The following is a 14,101-nucleotide window of genomic DNA, read 5'->3' as shown; positions in this document are numbered from 1 at the left end:
CTTTCCAGGGGGCGTGTCTTCAGCTAACTTTGCAAAGAAGATCGCTTTGCAAAGTGGATCTTCAGATCACGCTGATCCCCCAGGAGTCGAAGTGGCGCCTACGCTAAGTCATGCTTTACAATGAATGTATTCGCTAACATACTTGTTTTATTACACATGTTTAGAAAGCTCGAAAAGTTAGCTGTCACTAACGTTGTAGAATAGCTCCATAGCGAAGGCCGTCCGCTTCCACTCCTACGGGATGATTTTCGACTAAGATCCACTTTTTCAAGCGGGTTTTGCTTGGAAAAGTTAGCTTAGTCGAAAATCCCGTGGAAAGGGAAGTGGACAGCCGCAGCGATGGTTTCCTATACGGTTTATTTCAAAATGGCTACTTTGATAACAAATGCGTTGATACCGAGGATTATATACTTGCTTTCCTTACAAAAAAGCCTCTTCGATTCATTATCGAAACGGCTTTTTCTTTATGATATCCATTTGTAGTTAAGTATAATTAACTTGGTTCGATCAGGCCATATTTGCCGTCACGACGTTTATATACAACATTGGTATTCCCTGTATCTGAATTTTCGAAAACGAAGAATGCGTGTCCTAACATATCCATTTGTAGCACTGCTTCTTCAGAATCCATTGGTTTTAAATCAAAACGCTTCGTTCTGACAATTTCTATTTCTTCATCTTCCAATTCTTCTGCTTCTTTTAATTGCACTGCTTCTCTTTCTAATTCCGCAAATACGTGTTTTGGTGCACCTTGCTGGCGGAATTTACGATTTACTTTTGTTTTATGCTTACGTATTTGCCTTTCTAGTTTGTCAACAACAAGATCGATCGCAGCGTATAAATCAATATGATTTTCTTCTGCTCTCAGTAATAAATTTGTCATTGGAATCGTTACTTCGATTTGCTGCTCGTCATTATAGACACTTATATTCACATTTACATCAGAAGTGGGCGGAGTGTCAAAATATCTTTCCAATTTCCCTATTTTTCGTTCAACATACTCCTTAATGGCACTTGTCACTTCTACATTTTCTCCTCGGATGTTATATTTCATGAAAGTGTCCTCCTTTCAAACTATCAAGCTATAATAAGCTATATATCTATAATACCACAGTTTGTAAAAGTTAAACGAGTAAATTGTGAATAAATTTCATAATATTTTTACAATTTCTTAACGTTTGGCAGATATGTTCACAAGATAGTGTGTGATATCTTCATTTGTCCAAAAAAATAACCACTGCACCGTTTGCAATGATTATTTCTTTGAATCTAAAAATCTGCCGTCAAAACTTGCGACATTTTTATATGGATTTAAATATGAATGATTAGAGCGTGATTGTTTTTTTGCATTTCGCATGTCTTTTTTAATATGTTGGAATACTTTTGTTAATTCCTGATTAAGTTGCTGATCGAGTTCGATCGCTTGCTTACCTAATTCCTGCTCTTCTGAAGAAAAAGGGGGTTTTATTTCTTTTGTTAATGCTTCACGTTCGTCGATTAACTGGGTTATTTTATTAATCGCACTTTCTCGTTGCTCATTGTTTAATGGTTTTGCTAACAATTGCAGCATAATTTTGGTTTTATCAATATATTTGTTCAGTGCGTCTATCATGATTTAACACCTTGTCCATGCTGACGAATACGTTCTTGTTTAATCACTTCTTTCCATGTATCACGGAAATTCTCGATTATTTCTCGGGCCTGTTCCAATTGCTCCAGATCATTTTTGATGTTTGCTTGGGTTAACGCATGATATACGAAATCATATAAAGGCATGATCTCGTTTGCTATAGGAGCATCTTGATCTAACGTTACCATTAATTCACGGATAATATCCTGTGTTTTCTGAATCATTTCATTTTTAGATTGATAATCTTGTGATTCTATGGCCTTCTTTGCCTGTTTGATAAATTTCAGGCAGCCATTGTATAACATCAATGTTAATTCACCTGGTGATGCCGTGTTAACGGAATTGTTTTGATATGCTTGATATTGTTGATAAGCCATAAAACGTACGCTCCTCTATTCATTGTTCCTATATTTTTTCGTCTACGATAAATCCCATTAATTCTGCCATTGATGCATAGACATCCAGCATTTTCTTAGGTGGAATTTCTTTAACGATTTCCTCCGTATCTCGGTCTACAATGGTTACATAATACCGGTCTAATTTATCATGTAATTCATACCGAATACTAGTGTTTGATGGTTCTAAAAAGGAATTAAGCCCATCTACCATACTTTGTAATTGGTCTTTATTTAACTCACCGTTCCCGTTGAATAATTGTTGTTTTGTTTGTTCATGGTTATTGGATCGCTCTCTTGCGGATGTGGATAATTCAAGCGTAGATTCAGTCTGTTGCATGAGTGGAGATCCAGTGATCATTTTACCAACTTCCATGACTATTTTCATCTCCTTATGTAATTGTTTCTATTAATATCGGAATCTTCGATAAAAGGTTTAGTGCTTTTGCCATTTTCTTAAGCAAAAAAGAACCTAAGTGACATCCACTTAGATTCCTCTTCCCCATATTAACCTTTGATATCAATGTTACTACCAAGATGGGGTTGCATAGATGACTCTAGCATCTTAACCATGTCACTAGATTGAGATTCTGCTTGATCTAGCGCTTTGTCCATCAAGGAAACACTTGCTTGTTGCTTCACTTGAGATTGATTCATCGCAATTGACATTGCTGCTATATCCATATTAGAGCCCCCTTTCAGAAGGTTGCTTATTATGATTACATACCCATACCACCAAATTGCTGTTGCATGTATGCTGCTTGTTGATTATATTGTTGCATAGCTTTTTCCATAGCCGTGAATTGACGCCAGTAACGATTCTCTACTAGAGTTAAACGATCTTCGAAACTTTGAATTTGCTTATTTACGTCATCCAAATTGCGCCCAATGGTAAACTGTTGATTTGTTGCAGTTGCACGACCTGCACGTTCTGTAATCCGGTCCATGGTATTATTAACTGAATCAGTTAATCTGTGCATAATACCTTGTTCACCATATTCTTCGCCTGATCCACGGAATAAATTCTCCACAGCATCAGGATCTTCTTCTAATGCCTCTTTTAATTTCGCTTCATTTATTTCTAATTTACCACCATCTAAGTAATTAGATGTAGTTGTAATCCCTATTTCAGCTAACTGATTGTAAGCGCCTGTTGCATCATTATTTACAGGAGTATAAAAATCTGTTCTCATACTCGATAATCCACTTTGTAAAATAGAATCTCTCCGTAGCAAACCGCTTTTCGCCATCTCTTCCCAATCTTCTTGTTGTTTTTCAGTTAGAGAGGATCTTTGATCATCAGTCAACGGGTCATAATCTCGATAGTATTCTTCATTTACTTTGGAATTAATAGTATCAATCAAAGTATTATAAGTATCAACAAATTCTTTAATGTTATCATATACCGCTTCCGTATCATTCGATATATTGACAGATACAGGTCCTTCATCTGCGGTAAAGGTTTGTTTTAAGTTAAAAGTTACCCCATCAATTTGAAAATTATTAGATGTACGTTCCGTATCTTCAATACCATTAATGGAGAAAACTGCATTGTCCCCACCTGTCTCTGTCGCATTGCCAAATCGGAGAACATCATCCATAAATGCTCCACCAGTAATGATTTCATTTCCGCCTTCGTTAAAATTACCTGTTTCTTTCCGGCTTAATGTCAATTGATCGGTGAAAGAATCATACATCATAGACAATCCGGTGTCAGAATTGTTTACGTTACTTATAACTTGGTTTAAAGATTCATTGCCCCTAATCAAAAAATCTCTGTGTGTTTTACCATCTTTGGTATGTGCACCTAATGAAAAGGAAGAGTAATTTTGTTGATATTGGGCAGAAATGGATGTCCCTGCATCCAACTCATTCTCAAAAGAAATTGCACCTGTATTTGTATTAATTGTTCCAATTACATTCCCGTTATCAACTAAATCATAGGTATCACCATTCGCTGAATTCTGATCTATTGTATATGTTCCATCAGAATCAGATGAACCTGTAATGTTCAACTCAAAACTATTAATATCAATAGACCTTCCACTTAGCCGCATACTATTAGCAGCAGTAGTAAGCTCTGTTTCATCAATATTAAGACCGTCATGTGCATATTCGGCTTTGACTTTATCGCCTTGTTTTAACACACCTGCTGCAAAAGTAAGAGTGTTATTATTTTCATCTAACAATACTTGGTTCTCACTGAGGTCAGCTTGGGTAACACCTGTTACAACTTCATACCCGTCACCGTTAAGCTGAACATTCAGTGCAGAACTATCTACTGATCCATTTGCGTCTAACGCGATGGTTTCATCATTTGTAGATGCAGTAATGGTCTCATTTTCAATTGCTCCTTGTTTCCAAGAAATCCCGTTAGCAAGTTTATCATTTTGGCTATATAAACTTTTAGATGAATCTATTTTATCTGTATCTGAGGCTGAAATTGCTCCTTCGTTTTTTAACTTAGCTGCCGTTGCTAATTGTTTTACTTCTGATATTTCAAAAGAAGTTTGACTTGCTGCACTTGATGCTGTGGCAGTTAATTTTGATTCATCCGTTGAAGATACTTGTCTTGCTCGAAAACTTGTTGTTAATTTCATATTAGTTAAAGTCGAACGAAAATCAAGTAGCAGTGTATTCATTGCACGGTAATCATCACGTTTCCATTCCAGCACTTGTTTTTCTTGTTGCATTTTTTGAAGCGGCATACTTTCTGCTTTCATTAAGTCGTTAACCATTGAATCAATGTCCATACCACTGGCAAAACCACTTATTCTCATTTGCAATTCACGTCCCTTTTCGTCATTATTACTTATAATATCGGATGAAAGAATGATATCTTTAATAGTTATGAAGAAAAAATACTGTAAGTTATCGAGATATCTTAACCCCATCTAAAGCAAAAAAATAACCGCCTGAAAAACAAGCGGTTTATTTATGATTTAATTGATCCCATATTTCATTCAGTTTACCCTCATCATTAACATAAAATCTTTGATTACCATAGCGGATATCATCATACCATTTCTCCAATTGTGCTAATTGCTGATTTTTCTCTGTTAATGCTAACACTTCATGTGCGGTAAGTGATTTACGCCATTTTTCTTGTTTTTTGACATCACTGGCAATTCGGCGATATAGAAATCGTACTTTTTCTTCGCTTGTCAATCGTTCAAATTTCGGCTTTCTTTTCGTTATCTGACGGAAGGCTTTACTAATTTTTTCCTGATTTTCTTTTCGCCATTTCTTCCAGTCAAAAAGGCTTTCCTTCTCATCTCGGTAGTCTGTCGTTGTTTCTACTGCATGTTTCTTACCGAACACTTGTTGAATCATTTTCCATAATGAAAGGATCGCTCTAATAAGCAATCTACGAAACTTCTTAAATAAGATCGCGATAAACAAGATAATCAGCATCACTATTAATACTAATCCCATAATATATGTTAAAGTATCCATCAACTCCGCAAATCTAGACGGCTCTTGCTCTTCTGCAGATGGAAACGCAGGCATTTCATTGGATGATGGTGGCTCCTCGACGATTTTATTGTCATTCTCGGATAATGAAGCAAGCCACATGATCGATTGAATAATCGATCGCATACCGTGATAAAGGGCTGATTGGATCACCTGGAAATTGGTGATCGCAAATACAACTAACAGGGTGACGATTAAATATACCCGATTTAATTTTGTAATCTCTGGAGCCATCTTTTTCTGCTTTTCTTTTGCTAGCGACTCTTTATGCAAATGCTCTTGATTGGTGATGAATAACATGATGATGATAAACAAAAAGCCCGGATAACTGATCCAATGTTGGTACCCTGCCAGTGAATCAATATTAATAAAAACAAGGTAACCTACGAAATAGACGGGCATGCTGACTGCCCAGAAGATCCGACTTGGCAAAATATCTTGCCATTCATTTTCAGCATGCTGAATTCCTCGATAGGAAACGAATAAACTGAACAGCAATCCAGGAATAAATGCCCAGATAGTGGGTGATACAATCCAACTAATGATAATAGTGATGACCGCTGCACTAATCAGTACCTTCCAGCGATTATTCAGCCAGCATCGAATAAAGTAAGCAACAGTAAATAAGCCAAGTAAGGACAGAAACCAAAAGTACAAATCAGGTTCAGCAAAAAAAAGCACACCTACGATTAAGAACACCGGGAAGAATCCAATAAACTCAATCATTCCGTGCATAATCGGTGGAATATGCTGTTTTAGTTTAGCTGGCATCGACGTCTGCCCCCTTTTCTTGTTGGTCATCAATGATAACCACCTCTACAGCATTGCCGAAACTTTCTAACTGGTTAATTTGCTTTTCCATTTTTTCCGTTTTTCTAACAGTAAAAATAATCATATCAGTCTTGGTAAGTCCTTGGTCAATATCTTCCTGCAAAAAGGCACGAAAGTTTCGGCTGCGATCCATCTTTACTTTTGCGATTGCATCCAAAATATATGCTATCTGCTGACCACTGTTCGATGGTTCAACACGTACAGATGGTTTGATCCGATCTGTTGTATTCGTAAATGGTTCGACAAAATAGCCATTACATCCAAAACCAGTTGATATTCCCTGTTCTATCGCATAGTTCGCTAAAGAAGCTGCATAGGATAATCCCTTCTCTATAATTTCGGCCTGTTCAATCGGCATTCGGATATCTTCGTTCGTGTCAAAATTAACGTAGATAATTAAATGATGATCAGCGGTGAAATCCTTCTTATTAATTTGTAATGATTGTGTTCTTGCAGTTGCTTTCCAGTTGATCGAATTCAGCGGATCTCCTTGCTGGTATTCTCTAATTCCTGCTTGTAAGAAGGGATCCTCTACGATCCATCTTTTTACAGTAATATCGCCTAACCAGCTATGGGATGGTAACGGAATCTCATCCAAGGGCACCAACTGTGGATAAACAGTCACCGCTGTACTTGCCTCAAAAGAATCAAATACTTCACCAAAACCGACAACATCCCCTGTTGTAACCGAAACCGTGTTTAAAGGATAATAACCACGTTTGGTTCCGATTAATTGATGCCGCCGTGTCACTTTTTGATAGGGCAACAAACTGAAAAGTGTACGGTGGAACATTTCACCTTGATGCTGTTGTTGTTCTTTTTCCGATTGGGTAATCAGATAAGGGCTCATTTTCGACTCTAAGCGGATCCAAGGAATAGGTAATAGTTTTTTATTGGCAATTTCATCGACCATTTCGATTGTTTCTCCTTCAAAGACCGCATCCTGCTTAAAAGCACGCTGATAAGTTATCCCTCTCAACCCAAATTTACTATAAAGCATTCCTTGAAAGAATATAATGATTAACAATACTACAATGATCCAGGCAATATTCATTCTCCGATCAGTTCCTTTTCAGACTCTGTCGGCACTGCAACTTGACGCAATACATCATTTAGCACACTATCCACTTCGCCCTGCTTCACACCAATTCTTTGAGCAAGGACAATACGATGGCCTAATACAGGATTTGCCATTTTCTTAATATCATCGGGAATCACATACGTTCTCCCTTGTAATAACGCATATACCTGTACTGCTTTTAATAATGCTTGACTTCCACGAGGGCTAACGCCCAGTGCTACATTGTCATGCCCGCGCGTCTGTTCTACAACATCAATCAAATAACCTAGTACGTCTTCACTAATGTCCACTTCACTATATACTTCCTGCATCTTCACAATCTCATCCACAGTAATAATCGACTGCAATGCATCTAATGGATTCTCCGCCTTGAATCGCTTAAGAATCTCCAGGCCTTGCTCACGACTTGGATAACCCATATTGATTTTTAATAAAAAGCGATCTAACTGTGCCTCCGGTAATGGGAAGGTACCTTGACTTTTGATCGGGTTCTGTGTGGCGATAACTAAGAAAGGCTTGGTTAATGTATGGGTATTCCCATCAATCGTCACCTGTCTCTCTTCCATACTTTCCAGTAAACTGGACTGTGTTCGTGGTGTCGCACGGTTAATTTCATCTGCTAATAATATATTGGTAAAAATCGGTCCCGGACGGAATTCGAACTCGCCTTTTTGCTGGCTGTAGAAATGAATACCAGTTATATCGGTTGGCAGTAAATCCGGGGTAAATTGAATCCGTTTGAAGTCCCCTGCTAGTGATTTAGCCAATGATTTTGCCATTAGCGTTTTTCCTGTTCCCGGTACATCCTCGAGAAGAACATGCCCAGAAGAAATCATCGCCACCAATAGCAGGTCAATTGTATCCTCCTGCCCTACTACAACCTGATTGACATTCGCTTTTATTTTGCTCGTTATCTGTTGAATTTCCGTTAATTCCATCAATTAAAATCCCCTTTACAAAAATGTGTGCGCTTACAAGATACTATGCTACAGTTATATCATTTCTTCAACTATTAGGCAAAAAATTTCCATTATATTTTCTGAATAATCAAACATTTGATTTTATCTAGATTTTTTATGGTTTTGTATAGTTTTATTGCACTAATTTTGGTAGTCTAATTATAGATAAGATTGGGAAACTATCTTTAATGAACATCGATTTTATGATAGACAGGGGTTTTGAAAAGATGAAAAGGGTTGTTTTAATCGGTGGCGGTTACGGGGGAATGAATGCCTTACACCAATTAATCGATAATGGTATACCGAATAATGTGCAGGTTACAGTGATTGATCGTAATCCATACCATTCATTAAAAACTGAATTTTACGCGATATCAGCAGGTACGAAGTCAGACAAGGAAGTTCGCATTGACTTCCCGATACATGAACAAATCACATACATATTTGGTGAAATTGTAGAGATTAACACGGAAAATGAACAGATTCGCCTGAAAGACAATGAAGTACCTGTCGAATATGACTACTTGTTAATCGGGTTAGGCTGTGAAGATAATTATCACGGTATTCAAGGTGCAATGGAATATACCGAAAGTGTCCAAACAATCGCGAAAGCACGTCAGGCAAGCATAAAAGTTAATAATTTGCCTGCATATAGTCAAGTATCTGTTGTTGGTGCCGGTTTAAGTGGTATTGAGGTTGCATCTGAAATCAGAGAAAGCAGACCAGATTTGAATATTCGCTTATTAGATCGCGGTTCATCTGTCTTGTCCGCATTCGATGAAAAAATTCAAACCTATGTAGAAGATTGGTTCCGCAAAAACGAAGTGAAAATCCTACATCATAGTAATGTCGAATTAGTTGCAGAAGGTATCTTCTATAATAATGGTGAAGGTATCGAAAGTGACGTCATCATTTGGACAGCTGGAGTGCGACCTCATTATTTGGTACGCAGCCTCCCTTTTGAAAAGGATCGTCATGAAAAAATTATCGTCAATGAATTTTATCAAGTACCTTCCAGTCCTAATGTATATGTTGTTGGTGACTGTGTTGCATCTGATTATTCTCCAAGTGCCCAGCTTGCAGGGATTCAAGGGGAACAAATCGGTGATATTCTTTCAGATGTTTTAACAGGCAATGAACCACGTAAACCTCGTGAAATTAAACTGAAAGGGCAGCTCGGTTCATTAGGTAAATCAGACGGGTTCGGAAATATGTACCGTCAGCCAGTAACAGGACTTTTACCACGCTTGGCAAAATCCGGTGTTCTTTGGTTAAATAAACGACATTAAAGAAAAAGCAGACATGTTGCATAGCATGTCTGTTTTTAGCGTCAGCTGTTCTTTCTGAAGAACAGCTATTAATAAAATACTTTAAAACTTGTTGAAATTCAAAGCATTTTAAAGCATTAGTTCTTTATAACGATCATAAAGGCCCGTTTTACCCTTTTTTCGGACTTTTAAAAAAGTATATCTCGATGTACAATGCACTTGTAGTTCTTAATAAAGAACAAAAAACAAAGGAGGAATCATTTATGTCTTTAAAAAAGAAATTAGGTATGGGCGTGGCGTCAGCGGCACTTGGTCTTGCGTTAGTGGGAGGAGGTACATATGCGTATTTCAATGATACTGAAGTTACGAACAATACATTCGCAGCAGGTACATTAGATTTATCAGTTGATCCTACTACTATTATCGATGTAGACAATCTAAAGCCAGGTGATTGGATGAACCGTTCTTTTGAGCTTATTAATGATGGTTCATTAGATATTTCAGAGGTGCTTCTTGACACGGATTATACAGTAACTGATGCAAATGGCAACAATGTAGAGGATTTCGGTGATCACATTCGTGTTAATTTCTTCTGGAATGCTGATAAAACTACTTTAGGCCCTGTATCTCCTGATCAGATCGTATTCTTTACGACTCTTTCCGAACTAAAAGATATGTCTCCTGACACAGTAGCAAATAATGTCTTTGTACCATGGATTGAAGAAAGAGGTGGATTAGAAGCTGGGGATAGTGACACCCTTTACGTTCAATTCGAGTTTGTTGATAATGGCGAGGACCAAAACGAATTCCAAGGTGACTCATTAGAACTTGAATGGACATTCACAGCTAACCAAGAAGCAGGCGAAGCTAGATAATTTTTCTGGAAAGATGAGATTCCCCTCATCTTTCCAACCTTTTATTTATTACCGTAAATGTATAGCCAGTTTGTATGTTTACGAAAGTAAATAAATCTTTTCCAAGATGGAGGAATGGCTATGAGAAGTACACGAATCATGAAATATCGAAAGAAATATAAAAAGGTAAGCAAAGTGGTGCAAATATTATTTATTTTATATGCCGCTTTATTCTCTATATCTCAACTGACCTCCAATACTAGTGCTTTTTTTAATCATTCGAATGCAGTAAATATTTCGATACCGACTGGGTCGTGGTGGGACGGAAGTGAGTTGCTTTTTGTTGGAAAAGGAAATCAAAATCTAAATGGTGCTTGTCCTCCGGTAGGATTTTCAGCAGAAATTAAAAACAATGGTTACAGCATGATCGGCCCAACCAACTATGAAATCTTTTATACCGAGAACAGCAATCCAAAAAATGGTAAAAAAATATCAGAAGGTACATTAGACGCTATGCAAGCTGGGGAAGTTACCACGATATCTTATCAAGCCGAAAAAGAGGGGTTTTATGTAGTAAAAGCCTATCAGCGCCCTGATTATGAAGGGGAATCAGAGAAAGCTATTTGGAGCGAAAAGATAAAAGTGAAATGTCCGGAGAAAGATAAACAGAAAGAGAAAGAAAAACAAGCTGATAAGGTAAATTCATTAGAGGAGGAAGATCTAGATAATGAATCAAATGAAGAGGATTTAGAAGAATCAGAAGAAACCAAAGAGGCGCCAGAAAAAAATAGTGATGAACAGAATAAAGAGCAATCAACCAAAGAAGCAGAAGATAAATCAGATAAGTTGGAGAAACCATCGGATAATGAAAAGGAAACAACGAAACCTGAGCAAGAAGATAAACAAGCAATTTTAAGTGAGCCTGATAAGGGATCAACTGACAAACCTAAGCAAATGAAAACTAAAAAAATAGAAAAAGAAAAAACTGTTGATGCAGAAGAACAAGAAAATTCTCAAACTGAAAAAGAAGGTGAACAAGAATGAAAATAAACATATGGAAAAAAATTAGACGTTTGGTTAGCTTACTTATTACCACTGTACTTTTTATAACATTAGTATTTACCGTGTTTATCACGATCTCATCAAAAGCCTCAGGTGGCGAACCGGAAATTATGGGATACCAGCTTAAAGCCGTGCTATCAGGATCAATGGAACCCGACATTCAAACTGGATCGATCATTGCCGTAAAACCAGGTGGTGATATGACAAGGTTTAATGAAGGGGATGTCATTACCTTTATAAACGAGGACGAAAATTTGATCACCCACCGTGTTGTCGATGTCACTCAAAGCGGTGAGAATATCATGTATGAAACAAAAGGCGATAACAATAACGCACCTGATTCAAGCCCAGTTCTGTCTGATAATGTTGTAGCCGAATATAAAGGGTTTACCATCCCTTATGTGGGATATGTCGTCAATTTTGCTCATTCACAAGCGGGCAGTGCACTTTTATTAATCGTACCTGGCATTTTACTACTAGGTTACGCAGCATTTACTATCTGGCAAGTGATATCTCGATTAGAAGTCAAACAATCTGCAGAGACCAAAGTCAAGGAAACAATTGAGCAGAAGTAATACTTTATAAAGTGAGAGTTTTGACCTCCTCCACTGATCATTAGCGAAATTTATCAGAATGTTAGTGTCTGTTATATCCCTAAACTTATCCTTGTGTTACTAGGAAGATTGAAATAAGGAAATTACAAACGATTAAGAAACTTAGAAAACTTACGCTATATGCTCCTTTCGTATAGCTCCTTTTAAAAGGCGGGTGAATTAAATTGGGCAAATCGAAAATAATTTTCAGTGCTATCCTCCTGTTTTTCCTATTATTCGTTCCGATTCTACAGGCAACTAATAATACTAATATTATCGATCTAGATGGTACATTCAGTGAAAATGGTAATTTGTTTAATCTGGATAATCTTAAACCCGGTGATTGGGCTGAACGTGAAATCACAATCAGTAATCAAACAGATCACGACATTACCTATGATATTGATGTTCGTTATATAGATGGGTCAGAGATGCTCTATAATCAATTGTCATTGGAAATCATACAGGGTGATCATGTTTTATTTGATAATAAATTAGCCAATTTTTCATTACTAGCTGATTTGCCTTTACAAACTAATAGCGAAGAAAAGCTAGATTTTACTCTGACCTTTCCACCTGAATCAGGAAATGAATATCAGGGATTAACGACGACCGCAGAAATTATTGTGACAGCTTTCGATGACACCGAGAGCGAAACATCTAGCTTTCCGATCGCTACTGATAGTCAACCAACAAGTGGCTCATCACTTCCAAGCACTGCTACGGTTATGTTTAACATCCTATTAATTGGTGGAGCTCTATTATTGGTAGGATCACTTATCTTACTCTCTCATAAAAGGAATAAATTTGCTGGAGAATAGGTTCTATCACCTATTCTTTTTTTGGCGTGTTAAGAAAGTGTGAGATAGTTAGCCAAAGAAATCTGAAAATAGTATAGAAAATAAATAGATATTGTTGTAAAATGATAGGTACATTGTAACAGGTGTGTATATTAGACTTTATGATCAACAGTAATGACATCATTTGGTGTGTTCGGGGAGGATGGACGGATGTCTATTGCAAAAATCAATGATTTAATTGTTAACGAGAAATTTGAGCACCATTTCCAAGCGCTCTATGACTTGCATACTTTAACTCCTATTGGATATGAAGCATTATTGAGGACTGATTTATTTACGAATCCCGAAATTCTCTTCGAAAAAGCAAGCCATACCAATAGATTTTTTGAGTTAGAAATGCGCTCGATAAAAAAAGCGCTTCATTCATATGATAAGATTAATCAGTGTACATATAACAATAAAAAAGTTCTGATCAATGTTTTTCCTTCTAACCTAGCTGATCCTGATTTTTTAGGTCAATTGAATAAAGTATTAGAAGAAACAACACTGACCGCGAATCAAATTATGATTGAAATTAACGAATCCGAAATCATTGAAAGCGTTGATTATTTTAGCAAGACAGTGAATGAGTTACAGGCAGAAGGCTATTTGATTGCCATAGACGATGTCGGGAAAGGAGTTTCCTCCCTTCAGGCAATTGTTGAATTGCAACCCGATTTTGTTAAAATGGATCGATATTTTGCCAAGCATCTAGCAAAGTCAAGTCGAAAACAGGAAATGGTAAAGTCGATTGTAACTTATTGTTTAAACACGGATACCAAATTTGTGCTGGAAGGCATTGAAATTATGGAAGATTTAGAGATGGCAAAAGCAATTGGCGTCTCTACTGTTCAGGGGTTTTTATTAGCTCGCCCAGAACCATTAGAAGTAATCAGAAAATATGAAATGGATGATTCTAAAGATAACGGCTTTGCAGCGAAGTAAACAGAATGAATCAATTACCACTCTTCCGTGGATAGCTGGTTCTCTTCCCTGGATATTTCGTTTTGTTCCGGGGATATCTCTCGCTCTTCCTTGGATATCCCGTTTTGTTCCGGGGATATATGCCTTTATCCCCGGAACAATGAAACTTATCCATGGAACAGAAATACTTA

Annotated in this window: 15 protein-coding genes; 6 read left to right on the top strand and 9 right to left on the bottom strand. The window is 37.1% G+C overall.

Features of this window, described 5'->3' with window-relative positions; genetic code table 11:
- Positions 1–493: 493 nt before the first annotated feature.
- The 9 genes from hpf to J5J03_RS06430 all read right to left on the bottom strand — a co-directional run bounded on the left by hpf (position 494) and on the right by J5J03_RS06430 (position 8,349).
- Positions 494–1,054 (bottom strand): ribosome hibernation-promoting factor, HPF/YfiA family, encoded by a 561-nt coding sequence (gene hpf, locus J5J03_RS06470; protein ID WP_208587590.1) that lies wholly within the window; start codon positions 1,052–1,054, stop codon positions 494–496.
- A 201-nt stretch (positions 1,055–1,255) separates the two neighbouring features.
- Complete coding sequence (locus J5J03_RS06465) at positions 1,256–1,612, bottom strand: hypothetical protein (RefSeq protein WP_208587580.1); 357 nt, start codon at positions 1,610–1,612, stop codon at positions 1,256–1,258.
- Complete coding sequence (gene fliS, locus J5J03_RS06460) at positions 1,609–2,007, bottom strand: flagellar export chaperone FliS (RefSeq protein WP_208587578.1); 399 nt, start codon at positions 2,005–2,007, stop codon at positions 1,609–1,611. Before fliS ends, J5J03_RS06465 begins: the two co-directional genes overlap by 4 nt.
- Positions 2,008–2,035: 28 nt before the next feature.
- Positions 2,036–2,401, bottom strand: coding sequence for a flagellar protein FlaG (gene flaG / locus J5J03_RS06455; RefSeq protein ID WP_208587576.1), 366 nt, complete (start codon positions 2,399–2,401; stop codon positions 2,036–2,038).
- 131 nt (positions 2,402–2,532) lie between these two features.
- A complete protein-coding gene (locus J5J03_RS06450; protein ID WP_208587574.1) occupies positions 2,533–2,709 on the bottom strand; it encodes a YjfB family protein in 177 nt (58 codons plus the stop codon).
- Positions 2,710–2,744: 35 nt separating this feature from the next.
- Positions 2,745–4,805: a flagellar filament capping protein FliD gene (gene fliD, locus J5J03_RS06445; RefSeq protein ID WP_208587573.1), complete on the bottom strand. Its 2,061-nt coding sequence runs from the start codon at positions 4,803–4,805 to the stop codon at positions 2,745–2,747.
- A gap of 151 nt (positions 4,806–4,956) precedes the next feature.
- Positions 4,957–6,270, bottom strand: a complete 1,314-nt coding sequence (locus J5J03_RS06440; RefSeq protein ID WP_208587564.1) for a hypothetical protein — start codon at positions 6,268–6,270, stop codon at positions 4,957–4,959.
- Positions 6,260–7,384, bottom strand: a complete 1,125-nt coding sequence (locus J5J03_RS06435) for a DUF58 domain-containing protein (protein ID WP_208587562.1) — start codon at positions 7,382–7,384, stop codon at positions 6,260–6,262. The genes J5J03_RS06440 and J5J03_RS06435 overlap by 11 nt, the downstream gene beginning before the upstream one ends.
- Complete coding sequence (locus tag J5J03_RS06430) at positions 7,381–8,349, bottom strand: AAA family ATPase (protein ID WP_208587560.1); 969 nt, start codon at positions 8,347–8,349, stop codon at positions 7,381–7,383. The genes J5J03_RS06435 and J5J03_RS06430 overlap by 4 nt, the downstream gene beginning before the upstream one ends.
- A 248-nt stretch (positions 8,350–8,597) precedes the next feature.
- On the opposite strand from J5J03_RS06430, the gene J5J03_RS06425 reads away from it, so the two are divergent.
- The 6 genes from J5J03_RS06425 (at position 8,598) to J5J03_RS06400 (ending at position 13,931) form a co-directional block, all read left to right on the top strand.
- On the top strand, positions 8,598–9,659 hold the full coding sequence (locus J5J03_RS06425; protein ID WP_208587558.1) for an NAD(P)/FAD-dependent oxidoreductase: 1,062 nt from the start codon (positions 8,598–8,600) through the stop codon (positions 9,657–9,659).
- A gap of 242 nt (positions 9,660–9,901) precedes the next feature.
- Positions 9,902–10,513 carry a CalY family protein gene (locus J5J03_RS06420; protein ID WP_208587549.1) on the top strand — a complete coding sequence of 204 codons (612 nt, stop codon included), beginning with the start codon at positions 9,902–9,904 and terminating at the stop codon, positions 10,511–10,513.
- Between the two features lie 120 nt (positions 10,514–10,633).
- Positions 10,634–11,536 carry an amyloid fiber anchoring/assembly protein TapA gene (gene tapA / locus J5J03_RS06415; RefSeq protein WP_208587546.1) on the top strand — a complete coding sequence of 301 codons (903 nt, stop codon included), beginning with the start codon at positions 10,634–10,636 and terminating at the stop codon, positions 11,534–11,536.
- Positions 11,533–12,129, top strand: a complete 597-nt coding sequence (gene sipW, locus J5J03_RS06410) for a signal peptidase I SipW (protein WP_208587542.1) — start codon at positions 11,533–11,535, stop codon at positions 12,127–12,129. The genes tapA and sipW overlap by 4 nt, the downstream gene beginning before the upstream one ends.
- A gap of 203 nt (positions 12,130–12,332) precedes the next feature.
- A complete protein-coding gene (locus J5J03_RS06405) occupies positions 12,333–12,968 on the top strand; it encodes an LPXTG cell wall anchor domain-containing protein (protein ID WP_208587539.1) in 636 nt (211 codons plus the stop codon).
- 189 nt (positions 12,969–13,157) lie between these two features.
- A complete protein-coding gene (locus tag J5J03_RS06400; RefSeq protein WP_208587537.1) occupies positions 13,158–13,931 on the top strand; it encodes an EAL domain-containing protein in 774 nt (257 codons plus the stop codon).
- Positions 13,932–14,101 lie beyond the last annotated feature (170 nt).

The sequence above is a fragment of the Gracilibacillus suaedae genome (assembly GCF_017599345.1).
In the GTDB taxonomy this organism is placed as follows: Bacteria; Bacillota; Bacilli; order Bacillales; family Amphibacillaceae; genus Gracilibacillus; species Gracilibacillus suaedae.
The sequence above is the reverse complement of the archived record's forward strand: the minus strand, read 5'-3'. Positions and strand labels throughout refer to the sequence as shown.